This window comes from Streptomyces sp. NPDC017246 (assembly GCF_044331325.1).
Lineage (GTDB): Bacteria > Actinomycetota > Actinomycetes > Streptomycetales > Streptomycetaceae > Streptomyces.
Map to the genome: position 1 here is coordinate 256,469 of NZ_JBIRMW010000003.1, position 17,970 is coordinate 274,438.

Below are 17,970 nucleotides of genomic sequence, written 5' to 3' on the forward strand. Positions count from 1 at the left end.
GTCAGAGGACCACGATCCCCAGCGGCCGCGAGCCCGCCTCCAGGCGTCGGGTGTCGCCCGTGCCGAGATCGACGACGCTCAGGCCGTCCCAGTACCCGTCCCGGGTGAACCCGCCGGTCACATAGGCGGTCCGCCCGTCCTTCGACACGGCCACGGTCTCGTGCGGACCCTCCAGGGGGTAGACCCGCTCGGCCCCGCCGGGCGTCCTGACCGTCAGGGAGGGGCCGCGGTCCTCGTCCGGGTCGATCGGGCCCGTACCCACGGTGAGCAGCGTTCCGTCTGCGGTCACCGTGGCGCCGTGCTGGTGGGTGTTCGCCGTCATCGGCTCGATCGTCGTGCGGCCCGTGCGCGGGTCGACGACCGCGAGCCGCTCGCCCTCGAAGGGCAGCAGCAGCTTGCCGTCCGACGGCCGTACGGCCGTGTAGTGCGGCTTCAGCCAGGAACCGAGCCCGCCCTCCGTGCCGTACGGCGCGACCTCCACCCGGCGCGGCTTCAGGGTGTCCGCCGTGACGACCGTGACGTCGAAGGAGTCGTGGTTCGTCGCGTACACCTCCGCGCCGTCCCGGGACACGTCCACGTCGAAGGGGCGCCGTCCGACCGGCACCGTGTCCGTGACCCGCAGGGACGCCGTGTCGATCACTTCCAGTGCGCCGTTCCCGCCGGGCACGTTGACCCCCGCGTACACCCGTCGGCCGTCCGGGGCGAGTGCGATGCCCATGCCACCGCCCCGGTACTCGCCCGTGGTCACCGGACCCGCGTCCGTCGCGTACGGAATGAGCGCCAGCCGCTGCCGGGTCGTCGTGTCCACGACCGCGACGCCCTCGGCGGTCGCCACCCAGGCCCGGCCGTCCGCACCGACGACCAGGCCGTACGGGGCCGTCCCCACCTGCACCGAGCCGATGGCACCCCGCTCCGGGTCGACGAAGGTGACCGTGTCGGAGCCGAAGTCACTGACGAGCAGCGTGCCGGGCGCGGGCCTGCCCGCCGGCGCGGGCGTCACGGTGCCGGAGGAACCGGCCGAGGGCGCCGAGGCGGTGGGGGAGGTCCCGGCCGAAGGTGCCGAGGCGGTGTTAGAGGTCCCGGCCGGCGGCGTCGAACCCGCGGGGGAGGCAGCCCCTCCCGGCCCCTGCGCGCACCCGGCGAGCAGAGTGACCGCCACCGCTCCGGGCACGAGCACCCGGGCGGCGCGGAACGCACGGCGGTACTTCGTCATGTCGGACTCCTCGGTACGGCGAACACGCGCGGCCCCGTCGGACGACGGGCCCGCACCCCGCACCGATCCTCCGCCCGCCCCCGGCCCCCCACGGTCCGACGGCCGGCCCCCGTCCGGCAGCGGGACGGACGACGACGGGGTCGACCGAACGGTTGACGCGAACACCGTCCCCCGGGACCCGCCGACGGTTAGCGTGACGGGATGACCGAACCCTGGCAGGAGTCCGCCCCCGGCGTTCTGAGGCTCCCCTCCGGACGGCTGGTACGGGGCCGTGCCCTGCGCCGCCCGCTGCCCGAAGGGCCCCGTCCGACCTACGCCGTCCACCTGCTCGGCAAGCGGCCGCCCGAGGTCCCGTGGGAGTCCGTGTGGCTCCGCTGGCCCGACTTCCGCCTCCCCGCGGACCGGGACACCGCCCGCGCCGTTCTCGCCGAGGCCTGGGAACGCGCCGCGGAGGAACGGGTCGAGGTGGCCTGCGGAGGCGGGCGAGGCCGCACCGGAACGGCCCTGGCCTGCCTCGCCGTCCTCGACGGGGTCCCGGCCGGCGAGGCGGTCGACCACGTCCGCCGCCACTACGACCGGCATGCCGTGGAGACCCCCTGGCAGCGCCGGTACGTCCGCCGCTTCAGCGCTTGACGCCGTCCAGGAAGCACAGCATCCGCTCCACGCACAGCGCGGCAGCCTCCGGCACGTAGGACGGCGCGTCGCGCTCGGCGAACAGATGCGCGCTCCCCGGGTACAGGAACAGCTCCCGGTCCGCCGCGTCCGCCGTCAGCGCGCGGGCGGCCGCCAGGTCGCCCTCGTCGACGAAGTACGGATCGGCGTCCATCCCGTGGACCTGCGCGGGCACCCCCTGCGGCCAGGCGGCACCGAACTCCGCCACCGGCACACAGGCGCAGAGCAGCAGGGCGCCGAGGGCCCCGGCCCGGGTCTGCGCCAGCTTCTGGGCGGGCAGCACACCGAGCGAGAACCCGGCGTAGACGATCTCCTCGGGCAGCTCCGCGGCGGCCCGCTCACCGCGCGCCACCAGCGTGCCGAAGCCGATCTCCTGGGCGTACCCGGCGCCGGCCTCCAGATCGGTGAACGTACGCCCCTCGTACAGATCGGGCACGTGCACCGTGTGCCCGGCCCGCCGCAGGGTGTCGGCGAAGGCGCCGACACCCGCCGTCAGCCCCAGTGCGTGGTGGAAGAGCAGGACCTCAGCCATGTCGTCATCCCCGGTTCGGCGTGCGTGGCCCGCACCCACTGCGGAACGGGCCGTTCGGGGAGCAGCATGGCGTACGCCACTGACAATGCCCGGAAACACGGCGGACCGGCCTCCGGAGCGCCCGGGGCGGCGGTCTCGGCAGGGGCCTCGGCGACGGAGGGGGAGACGAGGAGCCGGACGGCTAGCGCATCGGCCGGTGCGGCAGGACGGCGCCCGCCTGGCCCACGACGCCCGAGTGCCCGCCGACGCCCATCTGTCCGCCGACACCGGGGTGCCCGCCGACCGCCAGCTGCGCGCCCACGCCCGGGTGCCCACCCATTCCCTGGTGCCCACCCGCGCCCTGGTGACCGCCGACGGCCATCTGACCGCCGACACCCGCGTGCGCGACCGCGCCCTGCGGCGCCTGGACGCCCTGCGGCGGCACCTGGATGACCCGGCTCAGGTCCCGCAGAACCTCCTCCGCGACCTGGCGGACGTCACCCGGAACATCCCCCCGCTCCCGTATGAGCTCGGCGTAGATCGGTGCCGTGCCGTCCGCGTGGTTCATGGGGCTCGCTTCCTTCGTCTGCGCCGGTGATGTCACCGACGGGGAGACGGCGAGTCTACGGGGCACCACCGACACGCCCCGGATCGGGAGTCCGCACACCACCCCCGCCCCGCCCGCCCGCGCCCGATATTCGCTGTCCTCCCCGGCCCCACCGGCCCAGAATGGATCAACGGACAAACGGGAGGGACCCCATGAGCCAGGCGACCCTGACTCTGCACGACCTGATGTCGCCCGACGAGCTCGACACCGCACTCGCGGAGGGGCACGTCACACGCAAGCGCCACCCCGAGCTGCCGCTGTCGATCTACACGTACACGCGCGCGTGCCAGTACGCCCAGCACTGGAACCGGGCGACCACACGCTGCCGCGGACTCGTCGCCGACGACACCACCGGACGCGTCGTCGCGCTCCCCCTCCCCAAGTTCTTCAACATCGGCGAGCACGCCGTCGGCCGCCCCTACGCGCCGCCGCTGCCCGACGAACCCTTCGAGGTGTACGACAAGGTCGACGGCAGCCTCGCCGTCGTCTTCCACTACGACGGCCGCTGGCACGTCGCCTCCAAGGGCTCCTTCACCAGCGCCCAGGCGACCTGGGCGCAGCGCCGGCTCGACGCCGCCGACACCACGGGCCTGAAGCCCGGCGTCACCTACCTCGCCGAGATCCTCTACCCCGGCAACCGCATCGTCGTGAACTACGGCGAGCGCCGGGACCTCGTCCTGCTCGCCGCCTTCGACCGGGACGGCACCGAGACCCCGCTCGCCGAGGCCGCCGCGGGCTGGCACCCCATCGGCTCGATCGTCCGCACCTGGCCCGCCATGAGCGTCGCCGAGCTCGTCGCCCTCACCGAGTCCAACACCCTCCCCGGCGGCCACCGGGCCACCGGCACCGACGCCGAGGGCTTCGTCCTGCGCTTCGCCTCCGGCCTGCGCGCCAAGGCCAAGCTCGCCGAGTACGTACGCCTCCACAAGGTGCTCACCGGTGTCACCGAACGCGACATCTGGCGCGGCCACGGCATCCAGCGCTTCGCCGCCGTGCCGGCCGGCGAACTCGCCAAGGGCCTCGGCTGCGCCGTCAGCGACGTCGAGGCCTCCGGCGGCAAGCCCCTGGACGCCCTCCTGGAGCAGGTGCCGGACGAGTTCGACGCCTGGGTGCGCGAGGTGATCGGCCGACTCGACGCCGCGGCCGCCGACCGCGAGCGGGCCATCGACCAGGCGTACGCGCGCGTGGCCCACCTCGCGGGCGACCGCGGCGCCTTCGCCCGCGCCGCCGCCGGCGAGCCCGACCGAGGTCTGCGCGCCGCGCTCTTCCTGCGCCTCGACGGCCGCCCCACCGAGCTCCTCGTGTGGCGGCAGCTGCGCCCCGAGACCACCGACCCCTACGCCCACGACCAGGAGAACTGACCGTGCCCGTCGTTCATGTCATGACCGGCCTCCCGGCCTCCGGGAAGACGACGGCCGCCCGGGCCCTCCAGGCCGCCGCGGAGGGGCGCGTGCGCCGCGTCAACCTCGACGACCTCCGCCACATGCTCGACCTCCCCTCGGCGGAGCGCGGCCACTCCCACGCGCACGAGCGGACCGTCCTCGACATCCAGGACGCCGCCGTCCGCGCGGCCGTCGAGGACGGCTTCGACGTCGTCGTCGACAACACCCACCTGACCCGGCACATCCCGAAGCGGCTCAAGGCCGCCGTGGGCGGCCTGGCCACCTTCGCCGTCCACGACTTCACCTCCGTGCCCGTCGACGAGTGCGTCCGGCGCGACGCCGCCCGCGAGCGGCCCGTCGGCGAGGAGATCATCCGCATCCTCGCCGACAAGCACGCCAAGGCCACCCGGGGCGGCTGGCGGCTCACCGCGGACTGGCTCAACGACCGTCCCACCGTCGGCGAGCCCTACGTCGCCGACCCGAGCCTCCCCACCGCCGTCATGTGCGACATCGACGGCACCCTCGCCCTGCGCGTCGACCGGGGCGCGTACGACTTCACCCGCTGCGACCGCGACCTGCTCAACGTCTCGGTGCGCGACGCCCTGCGTGCCTTCCGGCACACCGAGCGGGACCGGATCGTCCTGCTCTCCGGCCGGAGCGAGGACCACCGCGCCCTCACCGAGAGCTGGCTCGCCCGGCACGAGGTGCCGTACGACGAACTGTGGATGCGTGCCTCCGGCGACGGCCGCGGCGACGACCTCGTGAAGGCGGAGCTCTTCGACGCCCATGTCCGCCACCGGTACGCCGTCCGCGTCTCCCTCGACGACCGCGACCGCGTCGTCGCCCTCTGGCGTCGGATGGGCCTCCCCACCTGGCAGGTCAACTACGGCGCCTTCTGACCGGCCCCGGGGGGCGGGACGGTCCCGTCCCCCGGCCGACGGGACCGTCCACCCCCGCCGCCGTGTCAGGATCGTGGGATGGTGGAAAAGATCATCGCGGCGTGCGACGGCGCGTCCAAGGGAAACCCCGGCCCCGCGGCCTGGGCATGGGTCATCGGCAGCGGCGACGGAGCGATCGACCGCTGGGAGGCGGGTCCCCTCGGCCGGGCGACCAACAACGTGGCCGAACTGACGGCGCTGGAACGCCTGCTGGAAGTACTCGACCCGGCGGCGCCGGTCGAGGTCCGCATGGACTCCCAGTACGCCATGAAGGCCGTCACGACCTGGCTCCCCGGCTGGCGGCGCAAGGGCTGGAAGACCTCCTCCGGCAGCCCCGTCGCCAACAAGGACCTGGTCGTCCGCATCGACGCGCTCCTCACCGGCCGGGACGTCGACTTCGTCTACGTGCCCGCGCACCAGGTCGACGGCGACCCCCTCAACGACGCGGCCGACCGCGCGGCCAGCCACAGCGCCCGTACGCAGGAGCCCATCGGCTCCGCCGCCGGCGCCCCGCTGCCCCCGCCGGAAGCCCCGACACGCGCCTCCGCGCCCCGTGCGCGCTCCTCAGCGCCGTCCGGCTCCTCGGGCGGTTCGTCCGCAGGCTCCTCGGGTGGCCCCTCGACGAGCCGGACACGCTCGTCCGGCGCAACGCTGAAGGCGAGATTCTCGGGCCGCTGCCGCTGCGGCAAGGCCTATGACAAGGGCGAGACCATCGCGAAGAACTCCGACGGCTGGGGCCATCCCACCTGCGTCTGAACCCTCCAGCCGTCCGACTGGCGGGCGGCTCCGTCCGTTGTTTGAGACCGGCCGGCCCGGGCGCGCGCGAGCCTTCACCCACGCGTGTATCCGGGTTCGCCCGGGGTTCTGTTCTCCGAGCGCCTGTGGCTGCATACTGTCCTCCTCGCACCGGTGACGAACCGTTTTACCTGCTTGTTTGTCGCTCTCACGACGTGGTCGGCACCGGCGAGAACCTCCCCCTTGCTGCCGCTGCGGTGACCCCTCGGCGGAAGCTTTCCCTGCCCGTGAAAGACCCGAGGTTCCGTGCCAGTACCTGTTCTCCTGACCGGGCGCTCCGTGCGCCTGGAGCCGCTGGCGATGCGGCACGCCGAAGCCCTCGCCCGGGCCGGCGGGGCGGACCGATCGGCCTACGCCTTCACCCCCGTACCCGACGGCTTCGAATCGGCCCTCGACTACATCGCCCGCGCCCTTACGGATCAGGCGGCAGGACGGTCCCTGCCCTTCGCCCTGATCAGTACGGCCGACGAGCGAGTCATCGGCTCGACCCGGTTCCTCGAACTCGACTACTGGCGGGGGCCGCTGATCTGGCCGCCCGTCCCCGGCATGCCCCACGGAGATCCCCTGACCTCCGTGCCGGACGCCGCCGAGATCGGCAACACCTGGATCGCGGGCGACGCCCGGGGTACCGGGATCAACACCGAAGCCAAATACCTCATGTTCCGACATGCCTTCGAAGCCTGGGGCGTCCGCCGCATCACCATGCGCGCCGACGCCCGCAACACCCGCTCCAGAATCGCGATCGAACGCCTCGGAGCGAGCTGCGAAGGCGTGCGCCGAGCCCACTCGCGCGGTCTCGACGGAGCCGTCCGCGACACGGCCTTCTACTCGGTCCTCGACGAGGAATGGCCGACCGTCCGGGACATCATCGAACTCCGTCTTTCCACCCCCCGCCAGGTGCGCGTCCCGCAGGACCTGCTCCCGGCCTGACCCCTTCCGGCACCGCTCCGGCGGGCGCTCGCGCCCCCGTCGGAGCGGTGGTTCCATGGAGGGGACGGGAAGGACTCGACATATGAGGACGCGGGGTAGCGGCCGTCACAGGACCGCGCACCGTGCAATCAGGATCCGCGAGAAGCGGATGAGTCCTTCCCGCCCCCGTCCTCGGCGCCACTGACGTCCTCCTTCGGCGCCTGACGCCTGACGGTTGACGTCCTCGGACGTCCGGGCCCGCTCCCGCCCCCGGCGCCCTCCGGCGCTCTCGACTCCCTCCTCTTCGGCGGCCGGTCCGTACCGCTCTCCGGATCCGCATCGAGCACATCCGGACGCGCCCGGTACGGTGATCGCGACAGTGAGCAGCGCCACCCGAAGGGACCGAGTGATCGTGCCGACCGGAACCGCCGACGTACTCCTCCGGACGGAGGGCCGGGCCGGATTCATCACCCTGAACCGCCCCCGCGCCATCAACGCGCTCACCCACGCCATGGTCCTCGCCGTCGACGCCGCCCTCACGGCGTGGGAGCACGACCCGGCTGTCGACACCGTCGTCGTCGAAGGTGCGGGAGAGCGCGGTCTCTGCGCCGGCGGCGACATCCGCGCCATCCACGACGACGCCCGCGCCGGAGGCTCCGCGTCCGAGGCCTTCTGGCGCGACGAGTACCGGCTCAACGCCCGTATCGCCCGCTACCCCAAGCCGTACGTCGCCCTCATGGACGGCATCGTCATGGGCGGCGGCGTCGGCGTCTCCGCGCACGGCTCCGTCCGCGTCGTCACCGAGCGCTCGCGGATCGCCATGCCGGAGACCGGCATCGGCTTCGTCCCCGACGTCGGCGGCACCCACCTCCTGGGCCGCGCCCCCGGGGAACTCGGTACCCATCTCGCGCTCACCGGCGGCCATGTCGGCGCCGCCGACGCGATCCTCACCGGCCTCGCCGACCACTTCGTGCCCTCCGCCGCACTGCCCGCCCTGGTCCAGGACCTGACCCGCCTGACGGCCGAGGAGGCCGTCGCCCGCCACACGGCCACGGCCCCGCCCGGCGTCCTCGCCGAGCAGCGGGAGTGGATCGACGCCTGCTACCCGGCCGAGACCGTCGAGGCCGTCGTCGAGCGCCTCTTCGACAGCGGAGCCCCCGCCGCCAAGGAGGCGGCGACCACCCTCCTCACGAAGTCGCCGACCGCGCTCAAGGCGACCCTGGCGACCCTCCGCCGGTCCCGCGCCCTCGCCCCCCTGGAAGAGGTCCTGGACCTGGAGTTCCGGGTCTCCTGCGCCGCCCTGGCCACCCCCGACCTCGTCGAGGGCATCCGTGCCCAGGTCGTCGACAAGGACCGCGACCCCCACTGGACCCCCGCCACCCTCCCCGAGGTCACGGACGAGGCCGTCGCCCGCTTCTTCACCGCACCGCCCGGCGGTGACCTCGGTCTCGCCGCCGCCCGCCGCGCCCACGAGGACCGGGTACCCCGGGACCGCGCGTGACCACGAACACCACCACCTCCTTCCAGCCCGTACTCGACCGCATCGCCGAGGAGATCGCCGCACTCACCGAGCGGGGCACCCCGGCCGACTACATCCCGGCCCTCGCCGCCGAGGACCCCACCGACTTCGGCATGGCCGTGGCGGAACTCGACGGCACCGTCTACGGGGTGGGGGACTGGCGCCGTCCCTTCTCCACCCAGTCCGTCACCAAGGTCTTCACCCTCGCCCTCGCCCTCGCCGGGGAGGGCGACACGCTCTGGGCCCATGTAGGCCGGGAACCCTCCGGCGACCCGTTCAACTCCCTCGTCCAGCTGGAGTACGAGAACGGCATCCCGCGCAATCCGTTCATCAACGCGGGCGCCCTCGTCGTCACCGACCGCCTCCACCGGCTGACCGGCGACGCCTCGGGCAGCCTGCTCGACTTCCTGCGCACCGAGAGCGGCAACCCGGACCTCGCCTTCGACTCCGGCGTCGCCGCCTCGGAGGCCGCCCACGGCGACCGCAACGCGGCCCTCGCCCATTTCATGGCCTCCTACGGCAACATCACGGGACCCGTCCCCGACCTGCTGCGCGAGTACTTCCGCCAGTGCTCCCTCGAAGCGTCCTGCGCCGATCTGGCCCTGGCCACCGGCTTCCTCGCCCGTCACGGACTGCGCGCCGACGGCTCACGGCTGCTGACCCGCAGCCAGGCCAAGCAGGTCAACGCCGTCATGCTCACCTGCGGCACCTACGACGCGGCCGGCGACTTCGCCTACCGCGTGGGCCTGCCGGGCAAGAGCGGGGTCGGCGGAGCCGTCGTCGCCGTCGTGCCGGGCCGCTGCACCCTCTGTGTCTGGAGCCCGGGCCTGGACAGCAGGGGCAACTCGGTGGCGGGTGTGACCGCGCTCGACCGTTTCACGACCATCACGGGCCTGTCGGTCTTCTGAACCCTTCGCCGCCGGTACGGAGGGCACACCACCGGGTGGAATCCGCATGCCGCCGGAGGCGGTGGGCATGCCGCCGGGCGCGCTGGGCATGCTGCCCCGGTGGCCGCACCCACCGGACCGAGGAGACCCCCGTATGACCGTCCCGACCCGTATCCGCACCTCCGCGAAGGCCGTCGTCCTCCACGAGGGCTCCGTCCTCCTCACCCGCAACATCTGGAACGGCCGGGAGGGACAGTTCCTCCCCGGCGGAGGCCAGGAGACCGGTGAACTCCTGCCCGACACGGTGCGCCGGGAGGTACGCGAGGAGACCGGACTGACGGTGGAGGTCGGCCCGCTGCTCTGGGTCCTGGAAGGCTGGGTCGACGACCCCGGCCCCCTGGCGGCGGAGAACCACCACCGGGTCGAGATCGTCTTCCTGTGCACCGTGATCGGCAGTCCCGAACTCGTCGGCGGAACAGAGGAGGACGTCGACCAGATCGGCCTCGACTGGGTGCCCCTGGACAAGATCGCCTCCCTCGGGACCGTCTCCCCCCGCTACCGCGACCACCTGGCACTGCTCGCCTCCGGAGACATCCCCCGCGCGTCCTACCTGGAGCGCTAGCGGGGGGTCTCGCCGCCCGGCCCGGGCTCGCGGCGCGATCGACAGGACACCTGCTGGTTCCGGCGCCCCAGCCGGACCGTGACCGTCTTGGGGCGTTGGTACTCCTGGAGCGCCAGTGTGCTCAGATCGGTCCCGTGGCCCGAGGCGCCGCGGCCGCCGTGCGGGAGCTCCGCCGTCTGGACGAGATGGCAGTTGAGCCAGGTCTCGCCCGCGTCCAGGGCGGCGGCCAGTTCCAGCCCGGCCGTGAGGTCGGTGGTCCACACGCTCGCCGCCAGCGCCTGCGGGACGCCGTTCGCCAGGGCCAGGGCGGCCGCGACGTCAGCGGCCCGCTGCACGGTGAGGAGCGGACCGAACACCTCCTCGGTGACGGCCGGGTCGTCGTCCGGGAGGTCCGCGAGGAGCGTCGCGGGCCGCCAGTGCCCCGCCTCCTCGCCCGGAGCGGGCGCGATGCCCGCGGCGAGGTTCCGCTTGGCTCCCGAGGAGGCGACCAGCCGGTCGTAGCGGGCCAGCTGGTCCGGGTTGTTCAGCGGTCCGAAGTCCCGGCCGGCCACCCGGGATCCCAGCGCCGCCGTCAGCCCCTCGACGGCGGACTCGTAGTTCTCCGCCAGGGTGATGACCCGCGCCGGGGCCGCACAGCTCTGCCCGGCGTTGTACGTGACCGCGTCCGCGAGGGACGCCCAGGTGTCGTCGGGCGCGTCCGGGAGGACGATCGCCGGGGCGTTGCCGCCCAGTTCCAGACTGACCCGCCGGGTGCCCGCGCGCGCCGCCACGTCCGCCCCGGCCCGGCCGCTGCCGGTGAACGCGACCATGTCCACCGCGGACTCGACGAGCAGCCGACCGGTCTCCCGGTCGCCCGGGAGGCACTGGAGCACCTCCGCGCCGAGCGCCGACAGGGCGTGCTCCGCGAGGAGGAGAAGGCTGTCGGGGGTCGTCTCGGCGGGCTTCGCCACGACCGTGTTCCCGGCCGCGAGGGCCGGCGCGCAGCGCCAGGCCGCCATCAGGAGCGGATAGTTCCAGGGCACGACCACACCGACCACGCCGATCGGCTCCCAGCGGACCCAGCTCTCGTGGCCCGCCACCAGCAGGCCGGCGGCCGGTGCGGTACGGGTCCTCGCCGCGGTCGCGAAGAACCGGAACAGATCCGCGACCTGCTCGACCTCGCCCGCGGTCTCCGACTCGGGCTTGCCCGTACCGGCCCGCTCACGGGCCGCGTACTCCGCCGCGTGCTCCTCGACCAGGCCCGCGAGCCGGTCCAGCCGGCGCCCTCGGTCCTTGGGGGTCAGCGCGCTCCAGGCGGGCAGGGCGGCACGGGCGGCGGACACGGCCGCGCGGACCTCGGGGAGCCGCGACCGCACGGAGGCACCGCGCGGCGCCCCGGTCCTGGGATCGGTCAGGTCGACGGGGGGAGTCGGGAGGCTGGTGCTCATGAGGGCCTTTCACGGGACGGAGCGCGTCGCGACGGCGACGGACTCGGTGGAACGGTCTGCCGGGTGTGGTTCACACGTCGTACGAGCGCAGCCAGAGCTCCAGGGTGAGCACCAGCCACAACTTGCCACCCTGCCGGGGGAGCAGGGCGCCCTCGCCCCGCAGCCAGGCGCGGACGGTCTCCGGCCGGAAGAGCCCGCGCCGCCGGGTCGTGGGGCCGAGCAGGAGGTCCTGGGTCAGGTCGCGGAGCGGGCCCGTCAGCCACTGCTGGACCGGCACCCGCATCCCGCTCTTGGGGCGGTCGACCACCGTGTCGGGGAGCAGGTCCCTGACTGCCTCCTTGAGGATCCACTTCTCCGCCGTGCCACGGAGCTTGAAGGCGGGCGGGGTCGCGAAGGCGTGGTCGACGACCGAGCGGTCGAAGAGCGGCGAGCGGCCCTCCACGCCCTGCGAGGAGGTCAGCCGCTCCACCTTGGTGAGGATGTGGTGGGCGCCCTTGGTCCGCAGGTTGCAGTGGAGGAGCTGGTTGAGGAGGTGCCCCATCCGGTACGGGCCGCCGCCGTCGGCCGTCAGGTACGGCGCCACGTGCCGTTCCAGGGGCGGCGCGTCCCGCAGGGCCTCCAGGGCCGGTGCCGTCAGCAGATCCGGTAGGTCGGTCCAGCACTTGCGGTACGAGCGCAGGTACGCGGTCGCCCGGTCCTCGTCCCAGGGCGCGCCCGGGGTCCGGTGCATCTCCTGGACCAGCATGGGGAGGTTCTTCGGTCCGCCGAAGACGGGGTCCCCGCCCTCGCCGTTGAGGACGACGGACGCGCCGTCGGCGGCCACCGCCTCGGCGAGCATCAGGTTCGGCACGGTCAGCGGGTCGCCGACCGGGCTGTCGAGGAGTGCGGCGGCCTCGGCCAGCCGAGCGGCCACGGCCTCGCCGGAGACGTTCAGGACCTGGTGGCGGGTGTGGCAGTGGGCGGCCACCAGGCCCGAGTAGCCCAGTTCGTTCGGCAGGTCGTCGCCGAAGCTGATGGAGTAGGTGTGCACCGGGTGACCGTGGAGCTTCGCCGCCAGGGCGGTGACGAGCGAGCTGTCGATCCCGCCGGAGAGGAGCACGGCGGCCGGCTCGGCGACGGGCAGCCGGCTCGCCGTCGCCCGCTCCAACAGGTCCCGCAGTGCGCGGACATGACCGGCCGGATCCTCCGGCACCGGATCCTCGATCCGCTCGCGCGGCTCCCAGTGGACGCTCTCGGTGGACGTCCCGTCCCGGTGGAGCCGCAGCACCCGGCCGGGCAGCAGCTCCCGTACACCGGTCAGCAGGGTCTCCTCCCCGGGCAGATAGGCGAAGGTGAGGAAGGAACGGACCGCCGACAGGTCCATCGAGGTGCCGAGCGCGGGCCAGCGGCGCAGCGCCCGCAGCGAGGTGGACGCGGCCCAGGCGCCGTCGGCCCGGGCGTAGAACAGGGTGCGGGCACCGACGTGGTCCCGGATCAGGACCAGGTCCCGGCCGTCGAGCACGGCCAGGACGAACATCCCCTCGGCCCTTGCCACCCCCTCGTCTCCGAACAACGCCCAGGAACGCAGCAGCAGTTCACCGTCGGAGCAGCCCGGCGGCGGGGGAGCGGCACGCTCCGCGAGGGCGGCGAGCAGCACCGGCCGGTTGTGCAGGGTCACCTCCCCGACGGCCGTCCGGCCGTACGCGGTGAACGGGCCCTCGGCGCGGCCGTGTTCACCGCCGACCAGCGACAGCTCGGCGCCGGCGACCCCGGCCGGGACGTGATCGGGCCCGAGGGCGCCCATCGCGTCGAGATGGGCGCGGGCCTGCCCGGTGGTGGCGGCCAGACAGGCGCACAGTCGTGCCACGTACGGCTCCTTCTCCTCGTGTCGTTCTCGTGCGGCGGCGCCGGGAGCGCGGCTCAGCCGAAGTCGTCGTCGCTCCAGGCGTCCTCGTCGCCGTCCCAGTTCGCGTCCCAGTCGTCCCCGTCCCCGGACCCGTCCCCGGACGCGTCCCCGTCGGCGCCCGTGCCGGTGTCGCCACCGCCTCCGGAGGACTGGGAGGCCTGTGCCTGCTGCTGCCGAAGCGCCTCCTCCTGCTCGGGCGACAGGCTCAGCGGCGGCAGCTGGGCGGCGGTGACGGCCAGCGTCGCCACACCGAGCCCGGTGAGGAGCGCGCCCATCCGGCCGCCGAAGGAACTCCGGTTGACCAGGACCCTCTCGCCGCGGGCCCACAGGGTGCGGCCGTAGCCGATGTCCCGGGCGTAGGTGGCGGAGCCGTCGGCGAGCGTGCGTTTGATGACGCGGTCGCCGAGCAGCTCGTCGGTGCCGGAGCCGCCGCGGTTGTCGTGCCAGGCCACGAGCTGCGGGCGCCCGGGTGTGCGGCGCCGCCACTCCTGTAGGCCGTCCTCGTAGGTGCGGTGGACGGTGCCGTCGGCGAGCAGTTCGTCCGCGTAGCCGATCTCTTCGGGACGGATCATGGTGTGCGTACCTCGGGTGTGTGGGAGGGGGCGCCGGGACGGGTCACGCGGCGGGCCAGGTCATGAAGCCGGTCCCGCGCAGTCCGCGCAGGCCGCTCCAGAGGGAGTCGCGGGGAGGACGTGGCCCCCGGGTCAGTCGCAGCACCGTCCGCACGAGACGGGCCGGGGGCACGGCAGCCACCTGGGCGAACCGTCCGCTCGCCAGCCAGTCCGCCTCCTTCGGCCGCAGGGCGGCGGGCAGCTCGGTGAGGCCGGCGGGACCGGGCGCCGGGCCGCGGCCGGAGTGCAGGCGCAGGGCGGCCGCGTGCCGGGGCACCAGACCCAGGGAGACCACCCGGACACCGGGCACCGGCCCGAGACCGGCCCGGACCCGGGCCGGGAGTGCGATCCCGGACGGACTCGCGTCGTGCAGGACGTGCACGGTGGCGCCGCCGGCCCGCTCCAGGGCGGCGAGCAGCCGCGGGTCGAGCGGCAGGGCGTCGTCGGCGGCGAGGACCGGACAGGCCGCCTCCAGATGGACGTGGTTGGCGAGCAGCATCCCGGCGATCGAGCGGTCCTGACAGAGAAGGAGGCGGGGCAGCCCGTAGGCGTAGAGGTCGGGCTCCGACTCCTCGGTCCGGCGTGCCGGGAGGGGCCGCGCCGGCAGCGGAGGAAGCAGCCCCAGTACGGTCTCCCGGCCGCCCGCCTCCAGCGCGCGGGTGAACACGGGCAGGCGCAGGACGGGGGCGGGAGTGCCCGGGATCCGGCCGAGGAAGGCCGGGCCGGGGCTCAGGACGCGGCAGGTCTCGTAGTACAGCTGGCGCTCGGTGAAGCGCAGCCCGCCGGGTGCGGCGGCGCGCGCCGCGGCCACGGTGATCGCGCGGCCGGTGAGTCCGGCCACCGCCCGATCGGTCAGTGCGGCCATCGGGCCGCCGGTCGGTCCGCCCGGCGCCCGGGCGGCGGTGCCGGCGTCGGGACGGGCCCGTCGGCCGGTGCGCGGGGGCGGGAGGTGTCGCTGGTTCATCCGGCCGGGGTGCCTTTCGTTCGGGACGCGTCGCCGACCGTCTTCGGCGCCTCGGCCGGCCAGGTCAGGAAGCCGTCGATGGCTCGCGGATCGAAGGGCCGGGCGGCCCGCGCCCGTTCCACCGCCGCCGTGACGACGGACTCCAGGCGACGCGGGGGGACGGCGGCGAGCGGACTCCAGAACCCCTGGGCCAGCCACGCGGCGTCCTGCTCGGACAGGCCCGCGACGGAGCGGAGCTTCCCGGCGTCGACGGTGGGCACGGGGGACACCCGGCGGACGGCGCCGTCCCGGAGCCGGACCGCGGCGACCGGGAGGCCACCGTCCACCACGACCCTGCCCGGGTGGGTGAGGCGAAGCAGGGGAGCCAGCAACGCTCCCAGCGCGCTCGCGTCGTGCAGGACGACGACCGGGAGCCGGCCGGGCACGTCCACCAGCGCGTCGTGCGCCGTGGCCGGTTCGGCCTCGACGAGGAGCGCCTTCAGCCGGGCCGGGATGTCGTTGGCCCGGAGGAACACCGCGACCGCGTGATCGGTGCAGAGGACGACGGCCTCGGGACGGCCGACGGTCGACTCGCGGGGTGCCCGGGCGTGCGGATCGTCGTCCACGACACCGGTCGGCAGGTGCTGGTACACCGTCGGCCAGCGGCCGCGCACCAGCCCCCGGAAGTGGTCCTCGTCGGGAGTGATCCTCGACCCGCCCCGCTGAGCGGGGGTCCGCCTCATGAACGTGGCCGCCCCGAGCACGGCGACGGCCGCGACCCCGCTCAGGGTCGCCGGCACGCCCTCCAGCAGGCCGACGCAGAGGATCAGCAGGGCGGCGACGGGCAGGGCGACCAGCCACCGGACGGCGGGCCGGATCCCGTGCGCGGGCCTAGGCCCCCACGCCCCGCTGGACGTGCGGGCGAGGTACCAGAGCTGGGTGACGGTCACCTTCAGACGGCCGTCGTCGGTGGCCTGCGCGACGACGCGCCGGATCCGCAGGTCGTGCATGCCGTGGCCGTGGACCTTCGGGTCCAGCGCGAACCGGCGGTCGCAGCGCGAACAGATCTGCCCGGTCCGCTCCTTGACCGCCAACTGGGCGGCGCAGTGCGGGCAGATCACCGGCCACCCACCGGATCGGGACCCACCGGATCGGGACCCACCGGGCCGGGACCGGCCGGGTCGGGCCAGGTCAGGAAGCCGAGCCGCTCGGCGCGCCGCCGGTCGGCGTCGACCCCGCGCGTGAGCTGTCCGGCGACCCGGTCGACGACGCCGAGCAGCCTGGCCGGCGGCAGCCCGACGAGCGGGAACCGCCAGCCCTGCCCGAGCCACTTCAGCTCCTGCGGGGTGAACGTGCCGAGTTCGGCGAGGCGTTCCACGACCGCCGGGTCGGGCTTCTTCCGCCGCGGGTCCCGGTAGGGAACGGCCTGCGGCAGCGCCAGCACCGTACGCAGCGGCGGTCCGGCATCGACGACGGTACGGCCGGGCAGGGCTTCGCGGACCCTCCGTACGAGCAGCTCGCCGTCCGCGTCGGTGTCGCGGAGGACCAGCACCGGACCGTTCGACGGCACGGCGCGGGCCTCCTCCGGGCTCCGGACCGGCACGAGGCCGTGGCGGGCGGGGAGGCCGTCGGCGACGAGGAAGGCGAGGACGGCGTGGTCACCGCAGAGGAGCACACCGGTCGGGGCGGCCCCGTCCTTCGGGGACGCCGAGCCGACGGCGGGCGCCGCGGTGTCGAGCACTCCGGGAGGCAGCGCTCCGTACACCTGCCGCCACGCGCCGAGCACCTGCGCGGGGAAGTTCCCCCGGGCGACCGGAGGGATGCCCTTCCCGACGCCCGAGGCGCGGGCCACGGCGATGCCCAGCCCGATGAGTAGCAGGGCGGCGGAGACGAGCAGGACGACCGGGGCCTCGGCGACGACGGAGACGACGGTGGCGAAGCCGGCCACCGTGAACGCCACGCCCGCGCACCCCTGGGCGTACGTGCTCTCCCGGAGGCGCTTGCGGGAGAGGGCGTACCACAGCTGGTCCGGCACGATCCGGATCCGGCCCCCGTCGGTCAGGGCCGCGGTGATCCGGCGTACCCGGAGGTCGTTGAGGCCGAGCGGGTTGGTCTTGGGGTCGAGCGCGTACGCGCGCCCGCAGCGGGAGCAGCGGTTGCCGGGCCGTTCCTTGCGGAGCAGATTGCGTTCGCAGTGGGGGCAGATCACCGGGGCACCTCCAGTGCGGCCGCCACCCGCCGCAGCCGGGCGGCCAGGCGTTCCCGGACGGTGGTGGCGGCGATGCCGTGGTCCCGCTGGGCCCGCTCGATGTCGCGGAGCGCGGCGGCCAGGGCTCCGTAGTCGGTGAGGGATCCGGCGGCCCGTGCCCGGTCGCCGGTGAGGACGCCGGTGGCCGGCGCGGTCCGGCCGCCCGGGCCGGCGACGGGGGCCTGCGCCCGCCGCTCGGCCTCGGCGGCGGTGATCGCGTAGTCCTCGTGGTCGATCCCGTACCCGGTGTTCGCGGCGAGGATGGTCAGCGGAGCTTCGCCGCGGTTGGCGAAGGAGTGCGGCATCATCTCCGGGATCCGGATCAGCATGCCCGGTGCGAGCGGGATGTCCGTGACGCGCCCGCGGGCCTCGTCGTAGAGCCCGCAGGCGGCGTGGCCGAGGCTGAGGACGAAGTGCTCGCCGCCGTGAGCATGCGGCGTGAAGGCGCTGCGCGGGCCCACGACCCCGAGTTTGACCGTGGCGTTGGACGGCCGCTCGGGCGACGTGGCCGCGTCGCCCACCAGATAGTGGGCGAACTGCCCGTCGTCGATGAACCGCAGGAACTCCCGCTCCGGCCCGAGCTCCCGGCGGCCGTCCCGGTCGGCGAGCAGGATGCCGCCGTCGGGCCTCAGGTGGTACAGCTCCACTCCGCCGGGCAGGTCCCCGGGGACCCCGCTCGGTATGTTGTCCGGTATCCGGTCCTGTGCTCGTACGGGTCGTCCCGCCATCGCGCCTCCCCCTGACGCTCGTTGTACGTGATCACGTACAGCCACCGCATGGTAGAGCGCCGTTCGGCAACAG

At 74.4% G+C, this 17,970-nt stretch carries 18 protein-coding genes; 8 read left to right on the forward strand and 10 right to left on the reverse strand.

Translation table 11 applies throughout. The annotated features are described in order from the left end of the window. Position 1: 1 nt before the first annotated feature. The gene (locus ACH4MY_RS09730) at positions 2-1,213 is read right to left on the reverse strand and encodes a hypothetical protein (RefSeq protein WP_398000015.1); all 1,212 of its coding nucleotides are present in this window, start codon (positions 1,211-1,213) and stop codon (positions 2-4) included. A 201-nt stretch (positions 1,214-1,414) separates the two neighbouring features. Here ACH4MY_RS09730 and ACH4MY_RS09735 point away from each other — a divergent pair, with 201 nt between their 5' ends. Further along, positions 1,415-1,846, forward strand: a complete 432-nt coding sequence (locus ACH4MY_RS09735) for a protein-tyrosine phosphatase family protein (protein WP_398000018.1) — start codon at positions 1,415-1,417, stop codon at positions 1,844-1,846. Here ACH4MY_RS09735 and ACH4MY_RS09740 read toward each other — a convergent pair. Then, on the reverse strand, positions 1,836-2,417 hold the full coding sequence (locus ACH4MY_RS09740) for a dienelactone hydrolase family protein (protein ID WP_398000020.1): 582 nt from the start codon (positions 2,415-2,417) through the stop codon (positions 1,836-1,838). The genes ACH4MY_RS09735 and ACH4MY_RS09740 overlap by 11 nt on opposite strands. Before the next feature lie 181 nt (positions 2,418-2,598). Continuing rightward, positions 2,599-2,964 carry a hypothetical protein gene (locus ACH4MY_RS09745; RefSeq protein ID WP_398000023.1) on the reverse strand — a complete coding sequence of 122 codons (366 nt, stop codon included), beginning with the start codon at positions 2,962-2,964 and terminating at the stop codon, positions 2,599-2,601. Between the two features lie 191 nt (positions 2,965-3,155). Here ACH4MY_RS09745 and ACH4MY_RS09750 point away from each other — a divergent pair, with 191 nt between their 5' ends. The 7 genes from ACH4MY_RS09750 to ACH4MY_RS09780 all read left to right on the forward strand — a co-directional run bounded on the left by ACH4MY_RS09750 (position 3,156) and on the right by ACH4MY_RS09780 (position 10,055). Then, positions 3,156-4,364: an RNA ligase gene (locus ACH4MY_RS09750; protein ID WP_398000025.1), complete on the forward strand. Its 1,209-nt coding sequence runs from the start codon at positions 3,156-3,158 to the stop codon at positions 4,362-4,364. Between the two features lie 2 nt (positions 4,365-4,366). Further along, positions 4,367-5,284, forward strand: a complete 918-nt coding sequence (locus ACH4MY_RS09755) for an AAA family ATPase (RefSeq protein ID WP_398000028.1) — start codon at positions 4,367-4,369, stop codon at positions 5,282-5,284. A gap of 78 nt (positions 5,285-5,362) precedes the next feature. Next, positions 5,363-6,079: a ribonuclease H gene (locus tag ACH4MY_RS09760; protein WP_398000031.1), complete on the forward strand. Its 717-nt coding sequence runs from the start codon at positions 5,363-5,365 to the stop codon at positions 6,077-6,079. A gap of 285 nt (positions 6,080-6,364) precedes the next feature. Further along, positions 6,365-7,048, forward strand: coding sequence for a GNAT family N-acetyltransferase (locus tag ACH4MY_RS09765; RefSeq protein ID WP_398000034.1), 684 nt, complete (start codon positions 6,365-6,367; stop codon positions 7,046-7,048). Between the two features lie 385 nt (positions 7,049-7,433). Continuing rightward, positions 7,434-8,528: an enoyl-CoA hydratase/isomerase family protein gene (locus ACH4MY_RS09770; protein ID WP_398000573.1), complete on the forward strand. Its 1,095-nt coding sequence runs from the start codon at positions 7,434-7,436 to the stop codon at positions 8,526-8,528. Then, positions 8,525-9,454: a glutaminase gene (locus tag ACH4MY_RS09775; RefSeq protein ID WP_398000036.1), complete on the forward strand. Its 930-nt coding sequence runs from the start codon at positions 8,525-8,527 to the stop codon at positions 9,452-9,454. The genes ACH4MY_RS09770 and ACH4MY_RS09775 overlap by 4 nt, the downstream gene beginning before the upstream one ends. Positions 9,455-9,587: 133 nt before the next feature. Continuing rightward, positions 9,588-10,055 carry an NUDIX domain-containing protein gene (locus tag ACH4MY_RS09780; RefSeq protein ID WP_398000039.1) on the forward strand — a complete coding sequence of 156 codons (468 nt, stop codon included), beginning with the start codon at positions 9,588-9,590 and terminating at the stop codon, positions 10,053-10,055. Here the strand turns inward: ACH4MY_RS09780 and ACH4MY_RS09785 are convergent. From ACH4MY_RS09785 to ACH4MY_RS09815, 7 genes are all read right to left on the reverse strand, one after another. After that, positions 10,052-11,482, reverse strand: a complete 1,431-nt coding sequence (locus ACH4MY_RS09785) for an aldehyde dehydrogenase family protein (protein ID WP_398000041.1) — start codon at positions 11,480-11,482, stop codon at positions 10,052-10,054. The two genes, ACH4MY_RS09780 and ACH4MY_RS09785, sit on opposite strands and share 4 nt — an antisense overlap. A 70-nt stretch (positions 11,483-11,552) precedes the next feature. Next, positions 11,553-13,328: an asparagine synthetase B family protein gene (locus ACH4MY_RS09790; RefSeq protein ID WP_398000044.1), complete on the reverse strand. Its 1,776-nt coding sequence runs from the start codon at positions 13,326-13,328 to the stop codon at positions 11,553-11,555. Between the two features lie 53 nt (positions 13,329-13,381). Continuing rightward, a complete protein-coding gene (locus ACH4MY_RS09795; RefSeq protein WP_398000047.1) occupies positions 13,382-13,939 on the reverse strand; it encodes a hypothetical protein in 558 nt (185 codons plus the stop codon). Positions 13,940-13,982: 43 nt separating this feature from the next. Further along, a complete protein-coding gene (locus tag ACH4MY_RS09800; RefSeq protein ID WP_398000049.1) occupies positions 13,983-14,942 on the reverse strand; it encodes a hypothetical protein in 960 nt (319 codons plus the stop codon). Next, positions 14,939-16,042: a hypothetical protein gene (locus ACH4MY_RS09805; RefSeq protein WP_398000052.1), complete on the reverse strand. Its 1,104-nt coding sequence runs from the start codon at positions 16,040-16,042 to the stop codon at positions 14,939-14,941. The genes ACH4MY_RS09800 and ACH4MY_RS09805 overlap by 4 nt, the downstream gene beginning before the upstream one ends. Continuing rightward, positions 16,039-17,130, reverse strand: coding sequence for a hypothetical protein (locus ACH4MY_RS09810; RefSeq protein ID WP_398000055.1), 1,092 nt, complete (start codon positions 17,128-17,130; stop codon positions 16,039-16,041). Before ACH4MY_RS09810 ends, ACH4MY_RS09805 begins: the two co-directional genes overlap by 4 nt. Continuing rightward, positions 17,127-17,897 (reverse strand): cupin domain-containing protein, encoded by a 771-nt coding sequence (locus tag ACH4MY_RS09815; protein WP_398000058.1) that lies wholly within the window; start codon positions 17,895-17,897, stop codon positions 17,127-17,129. Before ACH4MY_RS09815 ends, ACH4MY_RS09810 begins: the two co-directional genes overlap by 4 nt. Positions 17,898-17,970 lie beyond the last annotated feature (73 nt).

Excerpts from the sequence above, each read along its gene's own strand:
- ACH4MY_RS09740 (WP_398000020.1), bottom strand. The coding sequence starts at position 2,417 with ATGGCTGAGGTCCTGCTCTTCCACCACGCACTGGGGCTGACGGCGGGT.
- ACH4MY_RS09815 (WP_398000058.1), bottom strand. The coding sequence starts at position 17,897 with ATGGCGGGACGACCCGTACGAGCACAGGACCGGATACCGGACAACATA.
- ACH4MY_RS09795 (WP_398000047.1), bottom strand. The coding sequence starts at position 13,939 with ATGATCCGTCCCGAAGAGATCGGCTACGCGGACGAACTGCTCGCCGAC.
- ACH4MY_RS09745 (WP_398000023.1), bottom strand. The coding sequence starts at position 2,964 with ATGAACCACGCGGACGGCACGGCACCGATCTACGCCGAGCTCATACGG.
- ACH4MY_RS09730 (WP_398000015.1), bottom strand. The coding sequence starts at position 1,213 with ATGACGAAGTACCGCCGTGCGTTCCGCGCCGCCCGGGTGCTCGTGCCC.
- ACH4MY_RS09780 (WP_398000039.1), top strand. The coding sequence starts at position 9,588 with ATGACCGTCCCGACCCGTATCCGCACCTCCGCGAAGGCCGTCGTCCTC.
- ACH4MY_RS09800 (WP_398000049.1), bottom strand. The coding sequence starts at position 14,942 with ATGAACCAGCGACACCTCCCGCCCCCGCGCACCGGCCGACGGGCCCGT.
- ACH4MY_RS09760 (WP_398000031.1), top strand. The coding sequence starts at position 5,363 with ATGGTGGAAAAGATCATCGCGGCGTGCGACGGCGCGTCCAAGGGAAAC.
- ACH4MY_RS09785 (WP_398000041.1), bottom strand. The coding sequence starts at position 11,482 with ATGAGCACCAGCCTCCCGACTCCCCCCGTCGACCTGACCGATCCCAGG.
- ACH4MY_RS09735 (WP_398000018.1), top strand. The coding sequence starts at position 1,415 with ATGACCGAACCCTGGCAGGAGTCCGCCCCCGGCGTTCTGAGGCTCCCC.
- ACH4MY_RS09750 (WP_398000025.1), top strand. The coding sequence starts at position 3,156 with ATGAGCCAGGCGACCCTGACTCTGCACGACCTGATGTCGCCCGACGAG.